The following is a 24,321-nucleotide window of genomic DNA, read 5'->3' as shown; positions in this document are numbered from 1 at the left end:
TGCAATCGAGATTGCCAAGTGATCTGCGTTACAAGGAGTTTGAGTAGTGACAAGCAAGCCAGACGAGTCGGGTCCCAGCACTGTGGCGCGCGAGCCTGTGGACCACGCCTGGCTGGGAGACGCACTTCCCGACGTCGCATTATCCAAGTCCCAGGCACGGGTGGTGGAGGTCATTGCACGCAATCCGCAGTTGTCCTCCTACGCTGACATCGCCGAAATTGCGCAGCGCTCAGACGTCAACAACTCCACAGTTGTACGCACCGCCCAGCGTCTGGGCTACCGGGGCTGGCCTGACCTCCAACGCGAACTTCGCTCCCGGTACCTGGTGATGATCTCCACCGAGGACACCCTCCTCGAGCACGGTGAACACCACAGCCCCCTCCACGACGCACTGAACCACGACATCGAAAACCTGCGGCTCACCCTTGACTCGAACACTTCCGAGGACGTGGAAGCCGCCATCGCCGCCCTGGCCTCGGCAAAGTCCATCACCACCATCGGCATCGGCTCTTTCGCCGGACCGGCAAGTGTCATGGCGCACCTCGGTTCCACCATGGGGTACCCCATTACCTTGGAAAACCGTGGCGGCGTACATCTCGCTTCCGCAGCCAACAGCCTCGGCCCCGGCGACGTGCTGGTGGTGGTCAATATGTGGCGGTCGGTCCAGCAGATCATCGTCACTGCCGAAGCCGCCAAGCAGTCTGGAGCCACCGTCGTCGCCATCAGCGATATGCGCCGCGGGCGCCTGGCCGCCGCGGCTGACCACCTGCTGATCGTTGCCTCCGAGGGGATCTCCTTCTTCCAGTCCGTGACGGCGGCCAATTCCATGGTCTACGGCCTTTTGGCCGGCATGGAAGCGGCGCACCCCGAACGGAGTCGATCAGCCATCCGGCGCACCCAGCAACTCTGGAAAGACCTGGACATCTACCTGGACTGACCCGCCCTGCGGCCACCACATTCTTCTTCCCCCCACAATCCCCACCTAGGAGCATTCATGAGCAACACCCGCCGCATCGCCGTCGTCGGCCTCGGATCCATGGGAGGTGCGATGGCGTCCACGCTGCACCGCGCAGGCTGGGACGTCACCGGCTTCGACCCCTCGGACGTTGCCCGGAACGCGGCTGCCGCAACCGGAATTTCCACCACGGCAGAACTCCGGGATCTAGCCGGCATCCCATATGCCGTGCTGTCCCTGCCCTCGGCCCACATTGTCGAGGCAACAGTGCCGGTGCTCCTCTCGGGACCCGGGACCATCGCAATCATTGACACCACTACCTCCGAGCCGGGCACGAGTACGTCCATGGCAGCGCTGGCGGAATCCCACGGCGCATGCTTTGTGGACGCGCCGGTCTCCGGTGGACGCGAAGGCGCAGCCACCGGGACTCTGAGCGCGTTCGTTGGAGCAACGGACACAGCTGCCGCGGCTGCACAGCCCGTCCTCGAAGCCCTCACCGGCGGAAAGTATGCCCGCATCGGCGGGCCTGGCAGCGGAAACGTCGTGAAGCTGTTGAACAACATCCTGGCCGCCGCCAATCTGGTGTCAGTGGGCGAGGCGCTCGGCGTTGCAAAGGCCTACGGAATCGATCCCGCAGTGGCCGCCGCGAGCATCAGCAATGCCTCCGGGGGCAGCAAAGTCTCCTCCGCGATGTACCCGAACTGGATCCTGTCCGGCACCCACGACTCTGGCTTCTCCCTCGGCCTGATGGCACGGGACGCATCCCTGGCCGTCGACATCGCCCGGCAGGTCGGCGAACAGCCGGAACTCCTGGCTGCCGCGGCCGATCAGTGGCAGGCCGCCCTGGCATCCCTCGGCCCGGCCGCCGACTTCACCGAAATCGCCAGGACCGTAGCGCCCGCTGTTACCCCCGCCGGCGCCCCCGGCACCACGCACATCGCATAGCGCCCCCAGCAACAGAAGGACATTACCTTGAGCATCACCACAGCCCCCGCGGCTTCCTCCACCGCAACAGCCCGGACCGTCCTGGACTCCGCCTTCCCTTCAGGGCTTGGCGCGTTCGTCGACGGCGAAGTGGCCGCCGGCTCCGGCGCTTCCGTCACCCTGACGTCAGCGGCCACGGGCGAAGCCTTTGCCACCTATGCCGACCCTGGCACCGAGGGCGCCGATGCCATCCTGCAGAGCTCCGTCCGGGGCGCAGCGGCGTGGGGATCGCTGAACGGCTTCGAACGCGCCGCCATCCTCCGCAACGTCAGCAGGATGGTCGAAGCACACACCGAAGAACTGGCGATCCTCGAATCGGCCACCACGGGAAAGCCCATCCGCGACGCCCGCGTTGAAGCGTCCAAGGTAGCTGAAATGTTCGGCTACTACGCAGGCTGGGCCGACAAACTCACCGGCCAGACCATACCCGTGCCCGGCCCGTGGCACACCTACACGGAGCGGGTTCCGTGGGGCGTCGTCGTCGCCATCACGCCTTGGAATGCCCCGCTGTTCACGGCCGGTTGGAACTCAGCCGCGCCGCTGGCGGCGGGCAACGCCGTCATCATCAAGCCCAGCGAATTCACCCCGGCTACAACCGTGCGGCTCGCACAGCTGGCTCACGAAGCCGGCCTTCCCGACGGCGCGTTCAACGTAGCCGTGGGACTCGGGCAGACAGTCGGAGCCACTCTCACGTCCGATCGCCGGGTCGGCAAAGTCAGCTTCATCGGTTCGGTTCCCACGGGCCGCCGGGTTGCCGTAGCCGCCGCGGAAGCCGGAATTCCAGCCCTGTTGGAGCTTGGCGGCAAGAGTGCCAATATCGTCTTCGCCGACGCCGACCTCGGGCGCGCCGCCGACGGCGCCATCTCCGCCATCTTCTCCGGCGCCGGGCAATCCTGCGTGGCAGGGTCGCGCCTACTGGTCGAACGCAGCGTTCACGCCCGGTTTATTGACATGGTGGCCGAACGTGCTGCCCGGCTTCGGGTCGGGGATCCACTGGACGCCGCCACCGAGGTGGGGCCGATTATCACCGCGCCCCAGTTCGCGACCGTCACTTCGCTGATTGAACAGGGAATGAACGACGGCGGCCGCAGGCTCACGGGCGGAACGTTGCCTGAGTCCTTGGCCGGGTCGCCTCTGGCTGGCGGCCACTGGGTCATGCCGACGCTGTTGGATGGCGTGACACCGGCAAACCGCCTGGAGACCACTGAAGTCTTCGGACCAGTAGTCGGTGCCGACGCCTTTGACACGGAAGCCGAAGCAATTGCCCGTGCCAACAACACCAACTTCGGACTGGCCGGCGCTGTGTGGACCTCGGACGTTTCCCGGGCCCACCACATCGCCCGTGAGGTGAAGGCAGGGACGTTCTGGATCAACTCGTACAAGACCATCCACGTTGCCGTTCCCTTTGGCGGTTTCGGCGATTCCGGCCACGGCCGATCCTCCGGGCCCGGCGTATTGGACGAGTACACGCAGACCAAGGCGGTTTGGGTTCCCACCCGTGCAGCCGGATCCCCCTTCCCGTCCCTGTCCTACTAGCAGGGAGAATCATGGAAATCACCACTACGGCCTCATCACTTCCGCTGCGTCAAGCCTTGGCGGACGGCGTCACGGCCTGGAAACCCCGGGTTCAGGCACTCTCGCAGGCGCTGCACGCCAACCCCGAGATCTCCTTCCAAGAAGTCCAGGCCGCAGAGTCAATAACCTCCCTGCTCGCCGAAGGTGGCTTTGACGTCACCCAAGGAACGGCCGGGCTTCCAACAGCCTTCACCGCCACCGCGGGAACCGGTGAACTCACTGTTGCCCTGTGCGTGGAATACGATGCCCTGCCCTCAGTGGGTCACGCTTGTGGACATAACCTCATCGCGGGAGCATCGATAGCTGCGGCACTGGCTCTGCTCCCCCGTGTGGACGAACTCGGCATCACGTTGAAGGCGATCGGCACGCCGGCCGAGGAACACGGAGGCGGCAAAGTGCTGATGCTGGAGCGGGGCGCCTTCGACGGCGTCGGCCTTGCTTTGATGGTCCACCCGGTCCAGGACGGCGTCACGTACAACCCCGCCGGGACAACGGCTCAAGCAGTGGGCCGTTACGAGGCCGTGTTCACCGGAAAGGCTGCCCACGCGGCTGCCGCCCCGCATCTGGGCGTCAACGCCGGGGACGCAGCCGTGCTCAGCCAGGTGGCGATCGGCTTGCTCCGCCAGCAAATTCCGGGAGACCACCGTATTGCCTGTTACGTGGCGGAAGCCGGACACGTCACCAACATCATTCCGGACCATGCCGTGGTTCCGTTCGAATGCAGGGCCTTCACGCTCGCGGAGTACGAGGCACTGCTCGAACGGGTCAAGCGCTGCTTCGAAGGCGCCGCACTTGCAACCGGGACCACCCTGGAGATCACGGCGGCGGAACCGCTCTATGAGCCGCTGATCCAGGACGGCGAACTTGCCGCACACTGGACCGAAGCCATGGACGCGTTCGGCAAGGACACTTCCCCGGCGGCAGGAATGGGCGGCGGCTCCACGGACATGGGCAACATCTCCCAAGTCATTCCCTCCTTGCACCCGTGGCTGAGCATTCCAGGAGCCAACGTCCCCATCCACTCGCACGGCTTTGCAGCTCTTGCGAACACACCCGAGGCATACGCCGTGATGTTCGAGGCAGCCACCGCGCTGGCTTGGACTGTGGCGGGTGCCGCAACCAATCCCCAGCAGAGAGAACGCTTCGTCAATGCGGCCTACCGCAGTGAAGCCCCGATCCAGGAAGCAACATCATGAGCACCAGCACCGAAACCGCGCGGACGGACAAAGCCGGAACACGGCTTACGCTTCCCATTGCCGCGCTGGCGTTTGTCATCGCCCTTGCGGTCCAGTTCATTGGCCAGGCCAAGATTGATCTTGGCATTGGCGCGATCATCATCTTCCCCATGGTGTGGGGACTTATCCTCGGCCTGTTGGTCTCCATCCAGAAGTTCAAGCCGCTCGGCCTCGACCTCCAGCGCGTCGCGGCGGCCCTGGTCGGCGTTGCGGTTCTGCTCCTGGTGGCCAGGCTCGCCTTCAACATCGGGCCGAGCCTGCCGAGCCTCATCAAGGCCGGCCCCGCACTGCTGCTGCAGGAAGTAGGCCACTTGTTGGGAACCATCGTGTTGGCGCTGCCCCTGGCCGTACTGCTTCGCATGGGTAAGGCAACCGTGGGCGCAACGTTCTCCCTTGACCGCGAGCCCTCCTTCGCCATGGTCTCGGAGAAGTACGGCCCGGATTCCGATCAGTACCGCGGCGTCCTGGCCATGTACGTCTTCGGCACCCTGTTCGGTGCCATCTTCATCACCTTGCTGACCTCGTTGGTGGCCAACTGGAAGATCTTCGATCCCCTGGCCCTGGCCATGGGTGCGGGCGTTGGTTCCGGCTCCATGATGGCGGCCTCGGCGGCGAGCATCATCGCAGCCTACCCCGGCGACCAGGAAGCCATCCTGGGCATGGCCGCCGTCTCCAACCTCATCACCACCATCCTGGGTGTCTACGTTGGCATCTACATTGCCTTGCCCGTGGCCGACCGCTTCTACAAACTGCTCACGCGCAACAAGGAACCGCAGAAGGTTGCCGCCGGCACGGCTGCGGCTCCCCAAACCCGCACCGCGGCTGAGGTCGAGCAGGACGAGGTCCAAGCAGAAGAGAACCGCCGCTTCCGCGAAGAAGTCGCTAAGTCGTCGGCTGCCATCAAGTTGCCGTTGTGGCTTTCGCTGTCCGTCCTGACAGTGCTGGGCATCGGTACCGCATCGGTGGCCGCCAAGGGCCTGAGCCTGTCAATCATTGCCGGCTACGGCATCATGCTCGCCCTGGTGCTCGTCAGCTTGTTCCTGGCAAAGGTCACCAGGAAAATCTCTGCCATTGTCTTCATCACCACCATCGGCGCCTACATTTCCAGCCCGTGGTTCTTCGGTGCCGGCGTCTTGAATGAGGCTGTGAAGACCGTGGACTTCCTGTCCATCGCCACAGTGATGCTGACGTTGGCCGGGCTCTCCCTCGGTAAGGACATTCCCCTCCTGCGCAACATCGGCTGGAAGATCATCCCCGTGGGCCTGGTCGCCATCACTGCGTCGTTCATCCTCTCCACAGTCATCGCCGAGTTCGCCTTGGGACTCTGGCACTGACAAACCTTTCCAACGGCTTCGGCCCGGATCCCCGCCTCGCACGGGAATCCGGGCCGCTTCTGTCAGCGGCCGAAAGCTGACTGCAGACGGATCTGGCGGAGCGAAGCAAACGGGGCGAGAATAGGCACGTGGCCCCTCCACGCGCCCGCGGGACCGGCGACACCCTGAACCAGGACGCCCGCAAAATCCAGCGCGTCTACCTCACATTGACGCTCGGCAATACGGTTGCGGCGTCTTTCATCTGGGGCATCAATACCCTGTTCCTGCTTGATGCCGGGCTGAGCAACCTTGAGGCCTTCGCCGCCAATGCTTTCTTCACAGCCGGCATGGTCCTCTTCGAAATACCCACTGGCGTAGTGGCCGATGGCTGGGGACGGCGCACGTCGTTCCTTCTGGGGACCGTCACGCTGGCGGCATCCACCTACTTGTACTACCTTCTGTGGCAGATCTCGGGTGCTTTCTGGATGTGGGCTGTGGTCTCCGTCCTCCTGGGCCTGGGATTCACGTTCTTCTCCGGGGCCGTTGAGGCATGGCTTGTTGATGCCCTTCGTTTCTCCGGCTATGAAGGCGGACTTGAATCCGTACTTGGCCGGGGCCAGATGGTCCAGGGCGTGGCGATGCTTCTGGGTTCCGTGGCCGGCGGCGTGATCGCCCAGGCCACCAACCTTGGGGTGCCGTTCCTGCTCCGCGTCGCGGTGCTGCTTGCCATGTTCGCCGTCGCCTTCGGGCTCATGCACGACGTCGGCTTCTCACCGGAGCGTTCGACGCACCCGCTACGGGCTACCCGCGCCGTACTGACGGCGTCGATCGAGAACGGTCTGAAAAACCCGCCCGTACGATTCGTGATGCTGGCCGCGCCCTTCAGTGCCGGCGTCGGCATCTATGTCTTTTATGCGTTGCAGCCTTATCTTCTTGACCTCTTCGGCGACCCGCAGGCCTATTCAATCGCCGGTCTTGCCGCCGCGATCGTGGCCGGCTCGCAAATCCTTGGCGGTTGGTTGGCACCTCACGCCCGGAGCCTTTTCCACAAACGCACTTCTGTACTGATCCTGGGCGGGACGGGTGGCTGCGTGATCCTGCTGGTCTTAGGGATCACCCACAGTTTTTGGATCGCCTTGGTACTGTTGGCGCTATGGGGCGTGGTGGGATCTGCCGTCACCCCGGTCCGGCAGGCGTACGTGAACGACATGATCCCTTCCAAACAGCGGGCAACTGTCCTCAGCTTCGATTCTCTGATGGGCTCCAGCGGTGGCGTCGTCATCCAGCCGTTGTTGGGCCGTGGCGCAGACCTGTACGGATATCCGGCGTCGCTGGCCATGGCCGGAGTCATCGAACTGCTTTCCGTGCCGTTCCTGCTGGCGAGCCGCAAGCAGGGCGCAGCGGCAGACCGGTCCAGCACTCCCGATTCCAACCCGAACAATGAAAGCGCGGACACTACGTGATCTCACTGCACCAGGACGCCCAAGGCTTCATCCGCATGAAGCGGCACTTCCCATCAAGCCTTACTGTGGCCATCGAGTTCACCGACGGAACTCGGGAAATCTTCGCCGCAAGCCGACTCAACGGGATCTTTGATGAGGCGTTGGCGGCCTACAGGGCTGGAAACCATCTCGACGCCAAGGGCTTCAATCGCGGGCCCGTCAAAAAGCAGCAACAGGGAATCGAATTTGTCCAGGTCTCGCCGGGAATGGGCCAACCTCTACCTTCGCCCTGAGGCATGGTCAACGCAGAACGGCGTCCATGGCCTGGCTTCAAGCCGGCCTTCCGGGATGTCCACCCCACAGACTTCACAGCGGCCATAGGTGCCGGCTGCGATCCTCGCCAGGGCCGCATCGATGTGCTGGAGGCCCTCCTTGCTTTGGTCAAGGAGGGCGGACGCCTGCGACAGCTCGAAGGCTATGGTGCTGCCCTCCGGATCATGTTCGTCGTCCACATTGGAGTCCTGGCGGGCGGCATTGACCGACGTGATGTCGCTCCGGAGATCTGAGAGCAGCAATAGCCTGCGTTCTCGTTCTTGCTCAAGGACAAGCCGGAACCGTTCCGCGTCAACCATGTCGGCTCACAGTTCCACGGTGTCACTTTCGCCCACGCTGAAGCGTGAGTTGGTTACTTTGGACTTGACCCACTGGAGTACCGTGGCTGCGGTACCACCGGGGCTGGTCCAGTATTCAGCGGAATCTGAATCCACGTGCAGGAGGCAAACCTCGGGAGTGTCAGGGCCGTCAGGGAACCACGCCTCCACAACCTGGTTCCAGAGCTCATGGATTTTTGCGCGGTCCGTGACAACCTCGGCAGTTCCGGCGACGGAGACCCACTCCGTATTCTTGCCGAAGGAAACGTTGACGCGGGAATCCCGGCGTATGTGGGCAACCTGAGAGGTGCCCAGTCCTGTGAAGAACCACATGTCGCCGTCGTCCTTGACGTCCTGGACAGCCAGCGGCCGGCTGACCAATGCGCCTTCTTCATTGATGGTGGTCAACATCCCGATCCTGGAATCGTTGATGATGCCGGTGACTTTGCTGATGCCCTGCTCTTCAGTCATATTCCGCTTCACTTCCTTTTCCTCCGGGGACTTTCCCCACTCGGACAGCCTATTAGTAAGTTTCCTTATTTACTAGGCGGCCGTGTAAAAGCCGGCACGGAGAACAAGGAAGGGGACTTCTTGGGAATCATGACGGCGCCCCATCCGTTCTGTTGATAAGAGGCGTGCCGACCGCAAGCCTGCCCGGCATCGGGCGAACATCGTACGAGGAAGTTTGGGGACTGCCATGATGTTGAATGAAACCATTGCCCACCTCCGTGCCGCGCACCTGATGGTCCGGGACGCCGAGGAATGGGACGCCTTGTCGACAGCCCTCACGGAGGCCTACAGCGCCAACGATGAAGACCTCATAGAGCAGCTTCAGTCCCCGTTTCTGCAATCATGGCGGACCGTCACGCGATATGTTCTCCGAGACACCTTCGACAACGCCGGCATCTCGGTTGCCGAGCCCAACGACCCATGGGGAATCGCGATTCTGACTTCACGCGGAGTGACTGCCGAACCCGTTCTCTGCACAAAGGCGCCGGCAGGACGCCACAGCGCTTTCGAAGCGCCGGCCAGTCCGGTCGCCGGGGCCCTCTCCGGCCTGCGCCTGATGACATTCCCGGAGACCATGGACCACTACGCCGAGTCCTTAAGGCCTTTGTTCAGCGAACTGGATGCCCGGCAGGTCGGTTAGCCTCCACCACCTCTGCCGAGTGGAGTATCGATAACGCGGGGAACGTACTCCAACATTTGAAGCCGGCCATCAAACGTCCGGCTCTCCACCATGTCCAAAGCAACATCCGGGTAGCCGTCGTAGATCCGCTCGCGGCCGGTCTTGCCAGTGATCACCGGGAAGACCACCAGACGGTATCTGTCCACCAACCCGGCTGACAGCAAATATCTGCACAGACTCAAACTGCCCAGGGTGCTTAAGGTGCCGGTACGGGTCTGCTTCATTTCCCTTACCGCTTCCACGGCATCCCCGGAGACGAGTTCGGAATTCGGCCAGGCCAAGGGCTCTTTCAAGGTGGAGGAGAAAATGACCTTGGGAACGGCCGCCAGGCCCGCCAGGCTGTCGCCTTCTTCCTTGGAAAATCCGGAGTCCGCCTCGCCCGCCTGCCCGGACATGCCCGACATGAGCCGGTAGGTATTCGCTCCCATGAGAGTGGTGACGTCCTTCTTGGCCTCTTCATCGAGCCAGGCAAGGTATTCCGGACCCTCAAGGCCCCACCATCCCGGCCACCCCTCGGCCGAGGCATAGCCGTCCAGGGAAATAATCAGATCCACCAGCAGGGTTGCAGTCTGATCGCTCATGGCAGTCCTCCCGGTACGGCGGTCAACGAAAGCACGCGAACGAAAGCCCGCGCGCAAATGCTAGCCCCGCGCCGGACAGCCGTTCAAGGGGGAACGCTAAAGTGCCACCAGTACGAGTCCTCCGAGCGTGCTGACAATTCCAATGCCCGTGAGGATCCACCCCAGGATCAACACTGTATGGTCGAACCGCGGCGGCTCCAGCGAGCACCGTGAAGGATGGCAGGCATCGTAGTGAACCACCACGGGACCGGAATCAACCCCGCCCTCCGTGGCCGCAACGTCCAGCAGGACCTTCCGCTCCTCCTGGTCCTGGTCCATCCACTGCAGCCCCAGGTAGCCTCCCGCAGCGAACCGTTCGCCGTCGGCAGTGACCCATGTGCACCGGCGTCGGGCGATGATCCATGCCCAGACCAGCAAGGGCACGCCGGGGACGAACCCCACCCACGTCATCATCTCCAGGATGGGGCCCAGAAAATCCACGGGCCCGGTCATGACTCGATCCTAGAGGCGGCAAGTGAACATCGGGTATTCGGCGGGGTGGAAGTCCGGGCCCGGGCAGACGTGCAAGGCTTGTTCCATGGACCTGGAAATCTCCCCATCCCTGACGATTCCTTCGTGGGAGCTGAGCTGGCGGTTCTCGCGTTCTTCAGGGCCGGGCGGCCAGCACGTCAACACCACTGACACCAGGGCCGAGCTGACGTGGGATGTTGCTGCTTCTGCTACTTTGACCGACGAGCAGCGGCAGTTACTGCTCAAAAACCTGGCAAAGCGTCTCGTGGCCGGCGCTGTTACTGTGACCGCTTCCGAGGACAGATCACAGTTGCGGAACCGTGAGCTCGCGCTCGCCAAGCTGGCCGGGCTCATCAGGGCTGGATTGGTTCCCGCGACGGTCCGGCGTGCGTCCAAGCCCACCCGCGGTTCGGCACGCCGTCACCGGGTGGCCAAAGAGCACCGATCCGCAACCAAGCAACAACGACGGCGGCCTGCCGCAGATTAGTGCGAACTCCCCTGTTGGTGAACGGATCCTGGTGGGACCATACAGTCATGGCACCCATACAGCGCATCCGTCCCGAGGGGCTTGTCTCAAGCCCGGCCTTCAGCCACGTTGCCGTGGTTCCGCCGGGCGCGACCACCATCTACATCGGTGGGCAGAACGCCGTTGACGCCAGTGGAAGGCTCATTGGCGAAGGGGACGCGGCCATCCAGTCCGCGCACGCCCTCGACAATGCTGAAACAGCCCTGCAAGCGGCAGGTGCCAGCCTTGGTGATGTCATCCAGTGGAATGTGCTGTTCGTTGAAGGAGCCGACCTCGCGGCAGGATACGGGGCAATTGCGTCCAGGCTTGCCTCAGACGAACCACCCTTGGTGACCGCGGCCTTTGTCGCCGGGCTGGGTGTACCCGGCGCCTTGGTTGAGATCAGCGCTGTGGCCGCCATCGAGCGCGACTAAGACCGGCGGCCGGCTATGCCCCCGGCTGCGCCCCAGGCCGCATGGGCCACACGGTCCGTCAGGCCGATAGAGTCGTACCAATGGACAGTAAACTGACAATCGCCAGCGGGACCGAAGCCGCCCAACCGCCCCTGAACTCCGGCGACCTTGACGGTGGTTTCGTCCAGGTGCGCGGAGCCAAGGAGAATAACCTCCGCAACGTGGACGTCGATGTTCCCCGCGACGCTATCGTGGCCTTCACTGGAGTGTCGGGATCCGGAAAGTCCTCCTTGGCTTTCGGCACAATCTTCGCCGAGGCCCAGCGACGCTATTTCGAATCCGTCGCCCCCTACGCCCGACGCCTGATCCAACAGGGCCACAACCCCAAGGTTGAGTCAATCACGGGGCTGCCGCCCGCCGTCGCGCTTCAACAACGCAGGGGAACGGCAACCGCCCGGTCAAGTGTCGGCACGCTGACAACACTGTCCAACTCGCTGCGGATGCTCTTCTCACGTGCAGGCAGGTACCCGGAAGGGGCAAGTCAGCTCGACTCCGACGCTTTCTCGCCGAACACGGCCGCCGGCGCCTGCCCCGAATGCCACGGCCTGGGCGTGGCCCACACCGTAACTGAGGAATCCCTCGTCCCCGATACGTCCCTGAGCATCAGGGACGGTGCCATCGCAGCGTGGCCGGGAGCCTGGCAGGGCAAGAATCTCCGCGACATCCTCAGCCACTTGGGATACGACGTCGATACGCCGTGGAAGAAGCTCCCCAAAAAGGACCGCGACTGGATCCTCTTCACCGACGAACAACCGGTGGTGGAAGTGACGCCGCAAAGGGATCGTGTGGCCAAGCCGTACAAGGGCCGTTTCTGGAGCGCGAAAAGCTACGTCCTGCACACCCTCGCGGATTCCAAGAGCAGCACCATGCGAGACCGCGTACTTCGTTTCATGGAGACGGGACGGTGTCCCATGTGCGGAGGCAGCGGACTCAGGCCGGAGGCGTTGGCGGTAACTTTCGCAGGCAAGACCATCGCCGAACTCAACGCGTTGCCGATGACCGAACTGGCCCGTCTGATCCGTCCCATCACGGAGGCCACCTCGGCCAGCACAGCATCCCGTACCCAGACCTCCGGCGAGACCAACGAGGTAGCAATCGCCATAACCCGCGATCTCCTCAACCGCATCACCGTGCTGCTGGACCTGGGCCTGGGGTACCTCGCCTTGGGCCGTCCGACGCCCACTCTCTCCCCCGGCGAAATGCAACGCCTCCGGATCGCCACACAGCTCCGCTCCGGCCTTTTCGGCGTGATCTACGTCCTGGACGAGCCCTCCGCAGGCCTGCACCCGGCCGATGCCGAACCGCTCCTCGCCGTGCTGGACACGCTCAAAAGCTCCGGTAATTCGGTGTTTGTGGTCGAACACAACATGGACTTCGTTCGCGCCGCTGACTGGTTGGTGGACGTGGGGCCGCACGCCGGCGAAGGAGGTGGCCAGATACTTTACAGTGGCCCTGTGGCGGGGCTGGAGGCTGTGGAGGATTCCGTCACCCGCCCGTTCCTTTTCCCTGACGGCGCCAGCGGCGACCGAGCCAAAGAAGCGGCCGACGACGGCCATGTCGCCACCGGGACCGGACACACGCCCCGGGAAGCAAAGGAAGCCCGGGCAGCCAGGGAAACCACCAACTGGCTGCAGCTCAAGAACGTCCACCGGCACAATCTGCGGAACCTGGACGTGGATTTCCCGCTGGGAGTGATGACGGCGGTAACGGGCGTCTCGGGATCCGGGAAGTCCACCCTGGTCAGCCGGGTACTCGCAGACGTGGTGGGCGCCGGGCTCCATCCGGAGTCACCCGGCGACGCCGGTGCTGGTGGCATCGAAAACCTGGCCGTGGACGCGCGGGCCGCGGACGCGCCGGCATTAGTGTCAGGCCTTCACCAGCTCGACCGGCTGGTCCAGGTCGACCAAAAACCAATCGGCCGGACCCCGCGTTCCAACCTGGCCACCTATACCGGGCTGTTCGACGGGGTCCGGAAAGAATTCGCGGCCACCAACGACGCACGCGCCCGCGGCTTCGGAGCCGGCCGGTTCTCTTTCAACGTAGCTGGTGGCCGCTGCGAAACCTGCCAAGGCGAAGGGTTCGTGGCGGTGGAGCTCTTGTTCCTCCCCAGCAGTTACGGCCCGTGCCCGGAATGCCACGGTTCGCGGTTCAACCCCGAAACACTCGAGGTCACCTACCGTGGGAAGAACATCGCCGACGTCCTGGGCATGACCGTCAATGCCGCAGCTGCCTTCTTGTCCGATCTGCCGTCCGTGTCCCGCAGCCTGCAGACCCTCAAGGAAGTTGGCTTGGGATACCTGCGGTTGGGTCAGCCCGCAACGGAACTCTCCGGCGGTGAAGCCCAACGCATCAAACTGGCCACCGAGCTCCAACGCGTCCAACGCGGCCACACCCTGTACCTGTTGGATGAGCCCACCACCGGCCTGCATCCCGCCGACGTCCAACTCTTGATGGCGCAGCTGCACAGACTGGTCGATGCCGGCAACACGGTAGTGGTGGTCGAACACGAGATGGACGTGGTGGCCGGGGCGGACTGGGTCATCGACCTGGGCCCCGGGGGCGGCGACGCCGGCGGTGAGATCATGATCGCAGGGCCGCCGGCCGTCGTCGCGCGTTCCACTTCGGGACGAACGGCGCCCTACCTCGCCGCCGCCCTGGGCCAGTAGGCCTAACGCCGGGGAATGTTCCGGAGATTGCTGCGTGCCATGCTCACGGCTTCTCCGGCGCCCCGGTTCAGGACCACCTTGGACATGGCCGTGGCGAATCCAATGACCTGGGATCCGGAAATCTTCGGCGGAATGGACAGCGCATTGGGGTCGGTGATGAGTTCCACCAAGGCTGGCCCGGGATGGGCGAACGCGGCGCGGTAGGCACCTTCAATGTCGGCGGGGTCCGTGACCCGCACGGCGTGGAAGCCCAGGGCCTTGGCCACCGCGGCGTAATTGGCGTCGGGAACATCCACGCCGAAGTCCGGCAGCCCATCCACCAGCATCTCCAGCTTCACCATCCCCAAGGTGGAGTTATTGAACACAACCACCTTCACGGGCAACTGGTGTGCGGCCACGGTCACGAGCTCGCCGAGAAGCATTGAAAGGCCTCCGTCACCGGAGACAGACACCACCTGTCGCTCCGGATAGGCCACCTGGGCGCCGATGGCATGCGGAAGCGCGTTGGCCATGGACCCATGGAGGTAGGAGCCGATGAGGCGACGGGTCCCCAGGGGATTGATGTAGCGCGCCGTCCAGACGTTGCACATGCCGGTATCGGCGGTGAAAACCGCGTCTTGGGCCGCTACCTGGTCCAGGAGCGAAGCGGCATATTCCGGGTGGATGGGTTGTTTCTTTTCCACTTTGCGGGTGTAGGCCCCCACTGCCTTGTTCATCAGGCGATCGTGCTTCTTGAGCATCTGGTCGAGGAAACGGCGGTTCTTCTTGGGCCGGACCAGTGGCAGGAGGGCTTTCAGGGTAGGCAGCACGTCACCGTGAACGGCAATGTCGACGTCGGTGCGTCGCCCCAGGCGCTGCGCCGCCCGGTCCACTTGGGCTGTCCGGGTGTCCGGAAGGAACTGGTCGTATGGGAAGTCCGTCCCGAGAAGGATCAACAGATCCGCGTCCTCGATGCCTTCCGCCGCAGCTCCGTAACCCAGCAAGCCCGTCATGCCGATATCGAACGGGTTGTCGTACTGGACAAAGTCCTTGCCCCGCAACGAGTGCCCAATGGGCGCGTTGATCAGCTCAGCCAGTGAGATCAATTCGTCGTGGGCGCCCGCAACGCCTGCTCCGGCGAAAATGGCCACCTTTCCGGCGTCGTTAATGGCATCCGCCAGCTCTCGGACACTTGCCTGGTCAGGCACCAGACTGGCGGGACGGAACGTCGCCGGAAGGGGCGTCGGTGCTGCCGCCTCAAGATCTGCAATGTCGCCGGGAAGCGTCACTACGGCCACTCCCCCCAGGCCAACCGCATTCTGGATGGCGCTATGCATGACACGTGGAGCTTGCTCGGGGGTGCTGATGAGCTCGGAGTACACGGAGCACTCGTTGAAGAGCCGGTCCGGGTGGGTCTCCTGGAAGAAGCCGCTGCCAATCTGCCTGCTCGGAATATGTGACGCAATGGCCAGGACCGGAGCGCCGGTGCGGTTGGCGTCGTACAGGCCGTTGATCAGGTGAAGGTTGCCTGGACCACAAGATCCTGCGCAGACGGCCAGCTTTCCCGTTAGTTGGGCTTCAGCCGCAGCAGCAAATGCAGCCGCCTCCTCGTGGCGGACGTGGATCCAGTCAATGCCCCCGTTTTTCGAGCCGCCTGTCTGACGGACAGCGTCAACAATTGGATTGAGGCTGTCGCCCACGATTCCATATATCCGCTGCACGCCGGCAGCCTGGAGTTGTTCGATGAGTTGGGTGGCAAGTTCTTTGGCCATGCTGTGCAAGCTCCCTCAATTGTGGTGGTGGGCTGACATGGCCAATATAGTCGGCCAGCCTCATCAACGCCTGGGAGCAGGTCCGGCCTACGCCGCCAGCCGGACCTCGAACAGGCGCTCCGCCAGGCCCACGAGGTTGTCGGGGACGTCCTCCTCCAATCCCCCGGTTCCGTGTCCCAGGAACACGGCATTGCCGCTGACGGTGTCTTCCAAGGACGTGCCCGCTTCACGCATCAGGACCTCTGCGCGCGGATTCAGGGGCAAAGGAATATGAATTGCCTGGTCGTTCAGAAGGACATGCCAGCCTTGCCCGTCTATTGCTTCAACATTTCCTTCGACGATTGACTGGCACGCTTCCACTGTTTGTCCGATTTCCTCCAGGCGAACCCGCTCACCCAGGCGGGCAGGCACAATCAAGGCAACTATCTTTGGCAAAATCTGGTTTTCCATTGCTGCAACTCTCAATTCCAAGCGACAGTAACTGTTCTCTATGAAACCCGCCGAGGGTTGGTGCCACCTGCTAACTGCCGAGGCCCCACGCCATTGTGGGCCGCCTCGGCACGGCTTATCGTTGGTTCTTCCTGGGCTTGGAGAAGACGGTGTCGCTTGTTTCAGCCTTTGCCCGCTTTTCCGCACGCTTTTCGAGAATGGTCTTGCCCTGCTTTTTTATTTTTTCACCATTGGGTGATTTACCGGACATTTCCATCTCCTTTCCATCTCCTTGTTCTTTGCTTATGACAACACCATACCTACTTATATTTTTAAAGCCAGTCCGCGGATTATCCCTACGCAGCAGACAGCCAAGGTTTCGATTTTTCCTTCCCCGCGCTCTGGTTGGATCCGATGTTCGTTGCTAGCGTGACCGCATGAGCCCCTCCAAGACACCGGCGGAGATACTCGACATTGGCGGCGCCGAAGTCCGTATCTCCAACCCGGACAAAGTGGTCTTTCGCGAGCCAGGGTTGAGCAAGCTCGATCTTGTCCGCTATTACCTGGGCGTTGCCGAAGGTGCACTCCGAGGGGCCGCCGGCAGGCCGATGGTGCTGAAGCGCTTCCCAAAAGGCATTGACGAGGAGCCTTTCTTCCAAAAACGGGTCCCGGAAAACCACCCCGGCTTCATCGACACTGCAACGCTGCACTATTCATCCGGGACGTCTGCGGAGGAGACCGTCATACGTGATGCCGCGGGCCTGGCGTGGGTGGTCAACCTGGGGTGCCTGGACCTCAACCCGCACCCGGTCAGGGCAGAAGACCTGGAACACCCCGACGAACTCCGTGTCGATCTCGACCCCATGCCTGGGGTGGATTGGTCGCAGATAGTGGACACCGCCTATGTTGCGCGTGAGGTGCTCGGCGATGTCGGGCTGGTTGGCTGGCCCAAGACAAGCGGTTCACGCGGACTTCACATCCTGGTCCGGATTGCGCCCCGATGGACCTTCAGGGACGTTCGGTTGGCCGCCGAGACCCTCGCACGCGAGGTGGAGAACCGGGCGCCAGGGCTCGCCACCGCAAGGTGGTGGAAGGAAGAACGGGGTGAGAGCGTCTTCGTGGACTTCAACCAAAATGCCAAGGACCGCACGGTGGCATCCGCCTACTCCATTCGGTCGCGGCCCGACGCCCGGGTCTCCATGCCGCTCACCTGGGATGAAGTCCGCTCCGCGCGCCCGGAACAGTTCACGGTACTAACTGTTCCTGAACGATTCGCCGCGATAGGTGATCCGCATGCCGGAATCGATGACGCGGCCGGCTCGCTGGACGGGCTGCTTGCCTTGGCCGCAGAACTCGGCCCGGCTGAGAAGGCACCGCGTGCCGGTGATGGTTCCGGCCGACGGACATCCTCAATGCCTCTGATCGAGGTAGCGCGGACCAAGACCAAGCCTGAAGCGCTTAAAGCCCTCGAGCAATGGAAGGAACTTCACGAAGGCGTCGTTCCCAAACTGCATCCGGCAGACGTTCTGATCGACGGCATGCGCGGATCGAGTTCGCTGTGGTATCGAGTCCGGGTCAACCTGCAGCACGTTCCGGAACCGGACCGCCCCCCACAGCAGGAGCTTATTGCCGATTACGACCCCTGGGCTGGCCGGGAATGGCCCGGAAAACCCTGACACGCCACGTCCCACGGTGGGAGTAGAGCTGTGCGCCAACATCACCCGAAGCGGTCCGGAAATCGAAGGGACCCGTGATGCAAAGCTTGTCCGTGTCCCTGGTCCTCATCGCGGCCATGGCCGTCGCAGCACCCCTCGCCGCACGCTTCGTGGAGCGCGCGGTGAAAGTGCCAATCGTGGTTTTCGAGATCGTCCTTGGCATGCTCCTCGGACCCAGCCTGCTGGGTTGGGTCCAGTCCACCCAGTTCACGGATACCTTGGCCGACTTCGGGCTGGCCATGCTGTTCTTCGTCGCCGGCAACGAAATCGACTTCAGGGCGATACGCGGCCGTCCCCTTGGCCGGGCCTCCGCCGGCTGGGTCATCTCCCTGGCGGCCGGCGTGGCTGCCGGCTTTGCTCTGACGTCCGCCGCCGAGCCGGCGGTGATTATCGGCGTCGCGCTCTGTTCCACCGCGTTGGGCACCCTGCTGCCCATCCTGCGGGACGCCGGCCAGGCGAAGACGCCGACTGGCATCGCCGTCACCGCTTTGGGGGCCGTGGGCGAGTTTGGCCCTCTGGTCGCCATCTCGCTCTTCTTCAGCGGCAGGCAGCTGGGAGCAGCATCCGCAGTGCTTCTTGGATTCGTTCTCCTGACGGCAGCAGCGATATTCCTGGCCTCGCGCTCACGGCACGTACTGTTCCATTCGCACATCACCCGGACACTCCACACCAGCGGACAGTTCGCCGTACGGTCCATCATGCTTATCCTCAGCTTGTTGGTGGTCCTAAGTACGCTGCTGGGTCTTGACATGTTGCTGGGGGCTTTCGCGGCGGGGGTGCTGTGGAAAGTTGCCATCGCCCGGGCGCCGGAGGCGGAGCGGACCGTCATCGAGAGGAAAGTCGACGCGATCGCCTTCGGGTTCCTGGTCCCGGTCTTCTTTATCGACACGGGCATTGACTTCGAACTGGCTTCCTTGACGTCGAGTCCCCTGGCCTTGGCGATGGTTCCGTTGTTCCTCGGCTTGCTCCTCCTGGTCCGTGGATTGCCCTGCGTGCTGGCAGCGCCGGTGGGCGCCACGGCGGCCGCGAAGCGCGCGATCGTTCTTTTTGGTGCCACGGGTTTGCCGGTCATCGTGGCTGTCACGGCCATTGGCAGGGATCACGATCTGATTTCCAGTGGCATCGCATCAGCGTTGGTCGGCGCAGGAATGCTCTCCGTCCTGCTGTTTCCGTTGCTGGCTCTTCGCCAGCTTCAGGGCACCTCATCGCCACGGCCGGCCCCGGAGAAAGAGAAACCCTGACCGTCGGGCTATTTCACCTCGGTGAGCGCGGAACCCTTATGGGCCGCCCGCGCTCCGGTTTTGTCCGATTCCACCACGTATTGCGGCTCGTCTTCGCTGGCACGGTGGGTGTTGCCATCCAGCTGGAAGTCGCTGGTCTTCTTTTCAATGATTTTGCCGTGTGTCTTGCCCTGGGGAGTGTTCCACTCAACGTGGGTTCCAGCTTTCAGTGCCATGTCAGCCCTTTCGGTAGAGGTTCAGCGTCCTGTCCAAGGCGGAGCTCCCGCAGCTGCCCTGCTTGCAGCCCCGCCCCTTCCCTGCCCGTAATACTCCGCAAGCCTGGCCAACCCCTCGTCGAGGGACACCTCCGGCGACCAATCGAGGAGCCGGCGGGTTTCACGCTGGTCAAACCAGTGGGCTGTTGAAAGCTGCTCGGCAAGGAACCTGGTCATGGGAGGTTCCTCCTTACGGGCTGCCCACGTCCACAGTTTCTCAACCACGGCTCCTGCCGCCCTCGCTGCAACACCCGGTACTGTCCACGACGGCGCCTGCACGCCACCCGCAGCACATATCCCTGCCAGCAGCTCGCCGATGGGTCGCGGCTCACCGTTGCTGACCACCACGGCCCTGCCATGAACAGCATCCATCCGGTGCAGGGCGGCAACAATCGCAGACGCAGCATTGTCCACGTAGGTAGTGTCGATGAGGGCTGCACCGGCATCCAGGAGGGGCAAGCGGTTGCTATTGGCCCGCGCCAGGACGCGCTCCACCAGCTGCGTATCGCCGGGACCCCACACAATGTGTGGCCGGACGGCGGCAACCCGGAAGCCCGGAGAATCCGCGGCCAAGGCAAGCAGCTCTGCTTCCGCCTTGGTGCGTGAGTAGTAGCCGTGGGCGCGCAACGGGTCGGCCGTTTCCGCGCCGAGACCGGCGATCGCCTGCCCGGAGTTCGCAACCGATGGAGAAGAGACAAACACGGTGTCCCCCACTCCGGCCGCCCGCGCGGCGTCAATCAGACGCTGGGTTCCTTCGACGTTGATGGCATGGAAGTCCTCGGCACGGCCGGCGAACGAGACCTTCGCAGCCAGGTGGATGATCCCTTCCGTGCCGTCCACGGCGCGCATGACGGCGGATCCATCCGTCACAGATCCGCAAACATCCACAGCGCCGACAACTCCGGAAGGCCGTCTCTGGAAGGTGGTCACGTCATGGCCCTGCCGGACCAGCAAGCGGGCTACTTCGCCCCCGAGCAGCCCGCTGGCACCGGTGACAAGGACCCTCATGGCGTTCCCGGACGGCCGCCGGCCAGGACGCGCGAAGCCCATCGGGCCAAGCGGGCCCTGTCGATCTTCGCGTTGTGCCGGATATCGGTCGGCTGGGCAGGTACCGCCAGGACGGCCGACACCTGGACGCCGGCATCATGCGCCGCGCGCCTGACGTGGCTGGCAAGCTGCGGTGTGGCCGGACCCGCTTTGCGGACAGGCGGGACAGTTTCGACGACGGCGGCAACAGCCTGGGTGCCGGCCGGCCCCACTCCCACGATCGCAGCCAGGCGGATGCTCTCCAACCGTTCAATGGCTTGCTCAGCGCCCACCGGTGTCACCACAGCGCCGGGCGCGGTCACGACGTGGGCGAGGCGGCCTTCCACCCAAAGCCGCCCAACGGCGTCGAAATGGCCTACGTCACCGGTGCGGTGCCATCCAGCAGGATTGACGCTCACCTGCTGGGTGAGCCAAAGCCTGTCATAGGCTTCCTTGACATGCGGCGCGCTCACCAGGATTTCGCCGGTTACGCCCGGGCTTGTGACGGGAACCGACCCGGACGCCGTACCGTCCGCTTCCAAGGGGATGATTGCCAAGCGGGCACCCTGCACCGGCGTTCCGACGCACACGCCGTTCCCGGCACCGGGAACAGATCCGGCTGCCGCTTCCGCTTCTGCCGCCTGGATTTCCTCGAGGCTGATGTCCGTGACCGGGAGTGCCTCCGTCATGCCATAGGGGGTGTGCAACGACGCTCCCGGCAGGATCTTCTGCACGTCAACAAGCAATGGTTCGGGCACCGGCGCCCCGGCGGACAAGAGCAAGCTGACACGGCCCAACGCCGCACGCCCTGTTTCGTCCAAGGCGTCGCCGGTGGCCACGACATTGTGGAGGGCCGCAGGCGCGGCGAAGACCACCGTAGCGTCGATGGCAGTCACAGCATCAGCCAAGGCCCGCGCCGTCAGGGTCCGGGGGGCCGTAACATCCATGTCCGGAGTGACGGAAACCGCGCCAAGCGCCGGGCCCAAGAGGGCAAACGGTGCGAACCCCGCAACGAGCCGGGACCCTTCCTTGATGCCGAACGTCCCGGCTACGGTATCCCGCATTGCCGTCAATTGGCGGTGCGTGTAGAGGACCCCTTTCGCGGGGCCGGTGGAACCGGAGGTGAAAAGCACTGCGGCCGGCGCATCGGGATCGCTTGATTCCGGTGATTGTGCTGCCGGTCTCGCGGCTCCCCGCCGCATTAGGGCGTCCAGTGAGGTTTCCACCCCGAAGGTACGACGCCGCACGGCCGGCAGGTCGCGCACGCTGATCCGCCGTCCGGGCCACCCGAGCAGCGATGCCGCGAGCAGGGCCTTGTCGATACCGACGATGAAGTCCGCGGTTGCACCCTTCACCGCCCGGCTCAGGCCTTTGGTTCCCAGACCCGCATCAGCAACCACTACCACGGCGCCGAGGCGCAAACAGGCATACAGGGTGACCGTGAGATCCACACCGGGAGGGACCATCAGGCTCACGCGACTTCCCTTACCGACGCCCATGTCCCGCAGTCCTGCCTCGAGGTCCAGGATGTTCCGGTGCAGCTGGTGCCATGTCAGCGAGCGGCTGACAGTGCCGTCCGGACCCATTTCGGCCACAGCAGTTTCTGCACTGGCCGTTCCCGTTGCCAACACGTCAACAGAATCCCAGAACGGACGGAACCGGGGCGGGCCGTTCCCCTCGGCACTTTGCTGGCCTGGGTCGGGCAGGCTTGAGTGGCTGGAAAGAGCCTGTTGGCTTGAAGGGGTCGGTGCATTCCCGGCAAGCCACTGAAAGAGTGGTGACGCAATGTCCCGATCCTCGGCCACCAGGTGGCCGGCACCTTCAAAGCGGTGCACATCCGCGTGCGCGAGCCGGTCGATGAGGTCCTTGAGGTACCTGTCGGAGAAGATGGGATCCCTTGGGCCCCACATCATGAGCGCCGGGACCTTCAGGCCACGGAGGCCCTCCGCGATACTCTGCAGAGCCGGGAAACTGGGGTGCGTTGCATCTACCGGGATGTCGGCTACGAAGTTACCCACCCCGGCCCGTCGTTGCACGCCACGATAGGGCGCCATGTAGGCCTTGCGAATATCGGCAGCCAGTGGTGGGTGCGCGAGGGAATGGGTGACACGCAAAAAGGCGTCCGATGTCGTGGTTCCCCAACGGTGCACCGCAGGGTGCAAAGCGAGGCGAAGTGCCGGCGGGATGGGCGAACCGGACGGCTGATGGACCGCGGTATTCGTCAGGACCACGCCGGCCAGCTGTTCCTGGTGCGCCAGCGCCCAGCCGAGGCTGATCACTCCACCCCAGTCGTGACCTACTGTGGTGACCGGTCCTTGGAGGTCCAAGGCATCGCTCAGGTCGCCAAGATCGTTGATCCGGTCCTGCAAGCGGCGGAAGGTGCCGGTTCGCTCGGAAAACCCCATGTCCAGTTGATCAACAGCCACTACCCGCCACGGATGGGCCGGGTTGGATCCGGCAGACAACAGAGTCCGCCACAAATAGGACCAGGTTGGGTTGCCATGAACGCACAGCAGCGTGCCAATGGGGGTCAGTCCCTGTCTGGCAAGCTGGGCACCGTTGTCCAGAATGTGCCAGCGCCGCGTGGTGCCGGGAGCATCCACTGCCGATGTTGACGTGACGTCAATTGACCGGGACCATGCAGGATCCACGCCTGGCCAGCTGGTGGCTACCAAACGATCTCCACCATCCCCGCGTTAAGACCGGAGCCCACCCCCATGCACAAGATCCGGTCACCGGAACTCAGCGACTGGGCCTCAGCCGCGAGAGTCATGGGGAGGGAGGCAGGGCCAACGTTGCCCCAGTGCGGGAAGGTGATGGGGACTTTGTCCGGGTCGAGATCGATGGCATTGATGATGGCCTGCGTATAGGCATTGCTGACCTGATGGGTCACGTAGCGGTCCATGGCAGCCCAGTCCCAGTCGGGCATGGCCTCGTGCCAGGCATCCACCACCAGTTGAAGGCCGCCGTCAAGCAGGCCCTTCGTATCGGTGCTCATGCCGTCAATGCCGCCCACACACAGTTCGTGGTGTTCGGTGCCGGCCCGCATCACTCCGCCCACCAGCCGATGCGCACCCGGGTGCTCGTTCGCGGGGCCGAGGACAGCGGCGGCGGCGCCGGATCCCAGTGTCAGGGTGGCGAATTCGCGGTTGAAATCGTCCCGGGTGGTCTCCGGCCGCTGCAGGCGTGCCAAGGTAGCTTCCTGGGTACTTTGGGCATCTTCACCATTGACGATCACGGCGTACTTAATCTGGCCGGAGTCGATCATGTTGGCCGCAAGGATCAAGCCGTTCACGAAACCCAGGCAGGCATTGGCCAGGTCAAAGTTCATGGCCGACGACGGCAGGCCCAGCTCGTGGTGGATCTTCACGGCAACAGAGGGTTCCAGGTTGCGCCTTGTCACCGAGGTGTTGATGAGCAGGCCGACTTCGGAAGCTTCGACGCCGGCCTCGGCCAAGGCTTTTGCCCCGGCATCCACTGCTGCATCGTCGAAGGACGTACCGGCTGCCCACCACCTTCGATGCGTCACTCCGGCCACGCGCTCAAGCAACCGCGGCGGAAACTTCAGCCGTTTCAGCGTGGCAGCCAACCTATGGTCGAAATCCGTCGAACTCACAATTCTGGGAGCTTCAACGCTGCTCACCGAGAGCAATGCGGTATTGCTGTGCCGGAAGGTTGCATTCCCTGCCAAGTCGAGCCCCTGTTCGTTTCCGTCTTGCATTCTTGCGGTGACTGTACCCATCGATGCAAGCCCAAGACATTAACTATGCAGGTGAAAACCCCGTCGCGCATATTTGGCACCCGATTTCATGCGTGACGATCCCCAC

Annotated in this window: 24 protein-coding genes; 13 read left to right on the top strand and 11 right to left on the bottom strand. The window is 63.7% G+C overall.

Features of this window, described 5'->3' with window-relative positions; translation table 11 throughout:
* Positions 1 to 46: 46 nt before the first annotated feature.
* The 7 genes from PYR64_RS07950 (at position 47) to PYR64_RS07920 (ending at position 7,797) form a co-directional block, all read left to right on the top strand.
* The gene (locus PYR64_RS07950) at positions 47 to 937 is read left to right on the top strand and encodes a MurR/RpiR family transcriptional regulator (RefSeq protein WP_018779637.1); all 891 of its coding nucleotides are present in this window, start codon (positions 47 to 49) and stop codon (positions 935 to 937) included.
* Between the two features lie 57 nt (positions 938 to 994).
* Positions 995 to 1,900 (top strand): NAD(P)-dependent oxidoreductase, encoded by a 906-nt coding sequence (locus PYR64_RS07945; RefSeq protein WP_039241145.1) that lies wholly within the window; start codon positions 995 to 997, stop codon positions 1,898 to 1,900.
* A 27-nt stretch (positions 1,901 to 1,927) separates the two neighbouring features.
* Positions 1,928 to 3,475 carry an aldehyde dehydrogenase family protein gene (locus PYR64_RS07940; RefSeq protein ID WP_275779295.1) on the top strand — a complete coding sequence of 516 codons (1,548 nt, stop codon included), beginning with the start codon at positions 1,928 to 1,930 and terminating at the stop codon, positions 3,473 to 3,475.
* An 11-nt stretch (positions 3,476 to 3,486) separates the two neighbouring features.
* Positions 3,487 to 4,710, top strand: coding sequence for an amidohydrolase (locus PYR64_RS07935; protein WP_275779293.1), 1,224 nt, complete (start codon positions 3,487 to 3,489; stop codon positions 4,708 to 4,710).
* Positions 4,707 to 6,083 carry a DUF3100 domain-containing protein gene (locus PYR64_RS07930; protein ID WP_275779291.1) on the top strand — a complete coding sequence of 459 codons (1,377 nt, stop codon included), beginning with the start codon at positions 4,707 to 4,709 and terminating at the stop codon, positions 6,081 to 6,083. Before PYR64_RS07935 ends, PYR64_RS07930 begins: the two co-directional genes overlap by 4 nt.
* A gap of 128 nt (positions 6,084 to 6,211) precedes the next feature.
* Complete coding sequence (locus PYR64_RS07925) at positions 6,212 to 7,525, top strand: MFS transporter (protein WP_039241137.1); 1,314 nt, start codon at positions 6,212 to 6,214, stop codon at positions 7,523 to 7,525.
* Positions 7,522 to 7,797 carry a hypothetical protein gene (locus PYR64_RS07920; protein WP_275779289.1) on the top strand — a complete coding sequence of 92 codons (276 nt, stop codon included), beginning with the start codon at positions 7,522 to 7,524 and terminating at the stop codon, positions 7,795 to 7,797. The genes PYR64_RS07925 and PYR64_RS07920 overlap by 4 nt, the downstream gene beginning before the upstream one ends.
* On the opposite strand, the gene PYR64_RS07915 is transcribed toward PYR64_RS07920, so the two are convergent.
* Entirely contained in the window at positions 7,783 to 8,136 is a 354-nt protein-coding gene (locus tag PYR64_RS07915; RefSeq protein WP_081623390.1) for a TraR/DksA C4-type zinc finger protein, read from the bottom strand. The two genes, PYR64_RS07920 and PYR64_RS07915, sit on opposite strands and share 15 nt — an antisense overlap.
* A 6-nt stretch (positions 8,137 to 8,142) precedes the next feature.
* On the bottom strand, positions 8,143 to 8,625 hold the full coding sequence (locus PYR64_RS07910) for a pyridoxamine 5'-phosphate oxidase family protein (RefSeq protein ID WP_055976131.1): 483 nt from the start codon (positions 8,623 to 8,625) through the stop codon (positions 8,143 to 8,145).
* Positions 8,626 to 8,851: 226 nt separating this feature from the next.
* Between PYR64_RS07910 and PYR64_RS07905 the strand changes: the two genes are divergently transcribed.
* Positions 8,852 to 9,304 (top strand): hypothetical protein, encoded by a 453-nt coding sequence (locus PYR64_RS07905; RefSeq protein WP_275779287.1) that lies wholly within the window; start codon positions 8,852 to 8,854, stop codon positions 9,302 to 9,304.
* On the opposite strand, the gene PYR64_RS07900 is transcribed toward PYR64_RS07905, so the two are convergent.
* Both PYR64_RS07900 and PYR64_RS07895 read right to left on the bottom strand, forming a co-directional pair.
* On the bottom strand, positions 9,301 to 9,924 hold the full coding sequence (locus PYR64_RS07900; RefSeq protein WP_275779285.1) for a dihydrofolate reductase family protein: 624 nt from the start codon (positions 9,922 to 9,924) through the stop codon (positions 9,301 to 9,303). The genes PYR64_RS07905 and PYR64_RS07900 overlap by 4 nt on opposite strands.
* 96 nt (positions 9,925 to 10,020) lie before the next feature.
* Positions 10,021 to 10,416 (bottom strand): hypothetical protein, encoded by a 396-nt coding sequence (locus tag PYR64_RS07895; protein ID WP_039241123.1) that lies wholly within the window; start codon positions 10,414 to 10,416, stop codon positions 10,021 to 10,023.
* An 85-nt stretch (positions 10,417 to 10,501) separates the two neighbouring features.
* Between PYR64_RS07895 and arfB the strand changes: the two genes are divergently transcribed.
* From arfB to PYR64_RS07880, 3 genes are all read left to right on the top strand, one after another.
* Positions 10,502 to 10,921, top strand: a complete 420-nt coding sequence (gene arfB / locus PYR64_RS07890; RefSeq protein WP_189075626.1) for an alternative ribosome rescue aminoacyl-tRNA hydrolase ArfB — start codon at positions 10,502 to 10,504, stop codon at positions 10,919 to 10,921.
* 47 nt (positions 10,922 to 10,968) lie between these two features.
* Positions 10,969 to 11,373: a RidA family protein gene (locus PYR64_RS07885; protein ID WP_018779650.1), complete on the top strand. Its 405-nt coding sequence runs from the start codon at positions 10,969 to 10,971 to the stop codon at positions 11,371 to 11,373.
* Positions 11,374 to 11,453: 80 nt separating this feature from the next.
* Entirely contained in the window at positions 11,454 to 14,078 is a 2,625-nt protein-coding gene (locus PYR64_RS07880; protein WP_275779282.1) for an excinuclease ABC subunit UvrA, read from the top strand.
* Positions 14,079 to 14,080: 2 nt separating this feature from the next.
* Here the strand turns inward: PYR64_RS07880 and PYR64_RS07875 are convergent, their stop codons facing one another.
* The 3 genes from PYR64_RS07875 to PYR64_RS07865 form a co-directional block, all read right to left on the bottom strand.
* Complete coding sequence (locus tag PYR64_RS07875; RefSeq protein ID WP_275779280.1) at positions 14,081 to 15,829, bottom strand: pyruvate dehydrogenase; 1,749 nt, start codon at positions 15,827 to 15,829, stop codon at positions 14,081 to 14,083.
* 87 nt (positions 15,830 to 15,916) lie between these two features.
* Positions 15,917 to 16,279: a hypothetical protein gene (locus tag PYR64_RS07870; protein ID WP_275779278.1), complete on the bottom strand. Its 363-nt coding sequence runs from the start codon at positions 16,277 to 16,279 to the stop codon at positions 15,917 to 15,919.
* Between the two features lie 115 nt (positions 16,280 to 16,394).
* Positions 16,395 to 16,529, bottom strand: a complete 135-nt coding sequence (locus PYR64_RS07865; RefSeq protein WP_275779276.1) for a hypothetical protein — start codon at positions 16,527 to 16,529, stop codon at positions 16,395 to 16,397.
* Between the two features lie 166 nt (positions 16,530 to 16,695).
* Here PYR64_RS07865 and ligD point away from each other — a divergent pair, with 166 nt between their 5' ends.
* A complete protein-coding gene (gene ligD, locus PYR64_RS07860) occupies positions 16,696 to 17,934 on the top strand; it encodes a non-homologous end-joining DNA ligase (RefSeq protein ID WP_275779274.1) in 1,239 nt (412 codons plus the stop codon).
* 77 nt (positions 17,935 to 18,011) lie between these two features.
* A complete protein-coding gene (locus tag PYR64_RS07855) occupies positions 18,012 to 19,214 on the top strand; it encodes a cation:proton antiporter (protein WP_055976150.1) in 1,203 nt (400 codons plus the stop codon).
* A gap of 8 nt (positions 19,215 to 19,222) precedes the next feature.
* Here the strand turns inward: PYR64_RS07855 and PYR64_RS07850 are convergent, their stop codons facing one another.
* Genes PYR64_RS07850 through PYR64_RS07835 form a run of 4 tightly spaced genes read right to left on the bottom strand, consistent with a single transcriptional unit; the run spans position 19,223 to position 24,215 of the window.
* The gene (locus PYR64_RS07850; protein WP_018779657.1) at positions 19,223 to 19,429 is read right to left on the bottom strand and encodes a DUF2945 domain-containing protein; all 207 of its coding nucleotides are present in this window, start codon (positions 19,427 to 19,429) and stop codon (positions 19,223 to 19,225) included.
* A gap of 21 nt (positions 19,430 to 19,450) precedes the next feature.
* Positions 19,451 to 20,476, bottom strand: a complete 1,026-nt coding sequence (locus PYR64_RS07845) for an NAD-dependent epimerase/dehydratase family protein (protein WP_275779272.1) — start codon at positions 20,474 to 20,476, stop codon at positions 19,451 to 19,453.
* On the bottom strand, positions 20,473 to 23,169 hold the full coding sequence (locus PYR64_RS07840) for an alpha/beta fold hydrolase (protein ID WP_275779270.1): 2,697 nt from the start codon (positions 23,167 to 23,169) through the stop codon (positions 20,473 to 20,475). The genes PYR64_RS07845 and PYR64_RS07840 overlap by 4 nt, the downstream gene beginning before the upstream one ends.
* Positions 23,163 to 24,215 (bottom strand): 3-oxoacyl-ACP synthase III, encoded by a 1,053-nt coding sequence (locus PYR64_RS07835; RefSeq protein WP_018779660.1) that lies wholly within the window; start codon positions 24,213 to 24,215, stop codon positions 23,163 to 23,165. The genes PYR64_RS07840 and PYR64_RS07835 overlap by 7 nt, the downstream gene beginning before the upstream one ends.
* Positions 24,216 to 24,321: the final 106 nt, after the last annotated feature.

The sequence above is a fragment of the Paenarthrobacter sp. Y-19 genome (assembly GCF_029223985.1).
Lineage (GTDB): Bacteria > Actinomycetota > Actinomycetes > Actinomycetales > Micrococcaceae > Arthrobacter > Arthrobacter nicotinovorans.
This window is presented reverse-complemented; position numbering and strand designations above follow the sequence as displayed.

Excerpts from the sequence above, each read along its gene's own strand:
- PYR64_RS07945 (WP_039241145.1), top strand. The coding sequence starts at position 995 with ATGAGCAACACCCGCCGCATCGCCGTCGTCGGCCTCGGATCCATGGGA.
- PYR64_RS07935 (WP_275779293.1), top strand. The coding sequence starts at position 3,487 with ATGGAAATCACCACTACGGCCTCATCACTTCCGCTGCGTCAAGCCTTG.
- PYR64_RS07930 (WP_275779291.1), top strand. The coding sequence starts at position 4,707 with ATGAGCACCAGCACCGAAACCGCGCGGACGGACAAAGCCGGAACACGG.
- PYR64_RS07915 (WP_081623390.1), bottom strand. The coding sequence starts at position 8,136 with ATGGTTGACGCGGAACGGTTCCGGCTTGTCCTTGAGCAAGAACGAGAA.
- PYR64_RS07910 (WP_055976131.1), bottom strand. The coding sequence starts at position 8,625 with ATGACTGAAGAGCAGGGCATCAGCAAAGTCACCGGCATCATCAACGAT.
- PYR64_RS07905 (WP_275779287.1), top strand. The coding sequence starts at position 8,852 with ATGATGTTGAATGAAACCATTGCCCACCTCCGTGCCGCGCACCTGATG.
- PYR64_RS07900 (WP_275779285.1), bottom strand. The coding sequence starts at position 9,924 with ATGAGCGATCAGACTGCAACCCTGCTGGTGGATCTGATTATTTCCCTG.
- PYR64_RS07895 (WP_039241123.1), bottom strand. The coding sequence starts at position 10,416 with ATGACCGGGCCCGTGGATTTTCTGGGCCCCATCCTGGAGATGATGACG.
- arfB (WP_189075626.1), top strand. The coding sequence starts at position 10,502 with ATGGACCTGGAAATCTCCCCATCCCTGACGATTCCTTCGTGGGAGCTG.
- PYR64_RS07885 (WP_018779650.1), top strand. The coding sequence starts at position 10,969 with ATGGCACCCATACAGCGCATCCGTCCCGAGGGGCTTGTCTCAAGCCCG.
- PYR64_RS07880 (WP_275779282.1), top strand. The coding sequence starts at position 11,454 with ATGGACAGTAAACTGACAATCGCCAGCGGGACCGAAGCCGCCCAACCG.
- PYR64_RS07875 (WP_275779280.1), bottom strand. The coding sequence starts at position 15,829 with ATGGCCAAAGAACTTGCCACCCAACTCATCGAACAACTCCAGGCTGCC.
- PYR64_RS07870 (WP_275779278.1), bottom strand. The coding sequence starts at position 16,279 with ATGGAAAACCAGATTTTGCCAAAGATAGTTGCCTTGATTGTGCCTGCC.
- PYR64_RS07865 (WP_275779276.1), bottom strand. The coding sequence starts at position 16,529 with ATGTCCGGTAAATCACCCAATGGTGAAAAAATAAAAAAGCAGGGCAAG.
- ligD (WP_275779274.1), top strand. The coding sequence starts at position 16,696 with ATGAGCCCCTCCAAGACACCGGCGGAGATACTCGACATTGGCGGCGCC.
- PYR64_RS07855 (WP_055976150.1), top strand. The coding sequence starts at position 18,012 with ATGCAAAGCTTGTCCGTGTCCCTGGTCCTCATCGCGGCCATGGCCGTC.
- PYR64_RS07850 (WP_018779657.1), bottom strand. The coding sequence starts at position 19,429 with ATGGCACTGAAAGCTGGAACCCACGTTGAGTGGAACACTCCCCAGGGC.
- PYR64_RS07845 (WP_275779272.1), bottom strand. The coding sequence starts at position 20,476 with ATGAGGGTCCTTGTCACCGGTGCCAGCGGGCTGCTCGGGGGCGAAGTA.
- PYR64_RS07835 (WP_018779660.1), bottom strand. The coding sequence starts at position 24,215 with ATGCAAGACGGAAACGAACAGGGGCTCGACTTGGCAGGGAATGCAACC.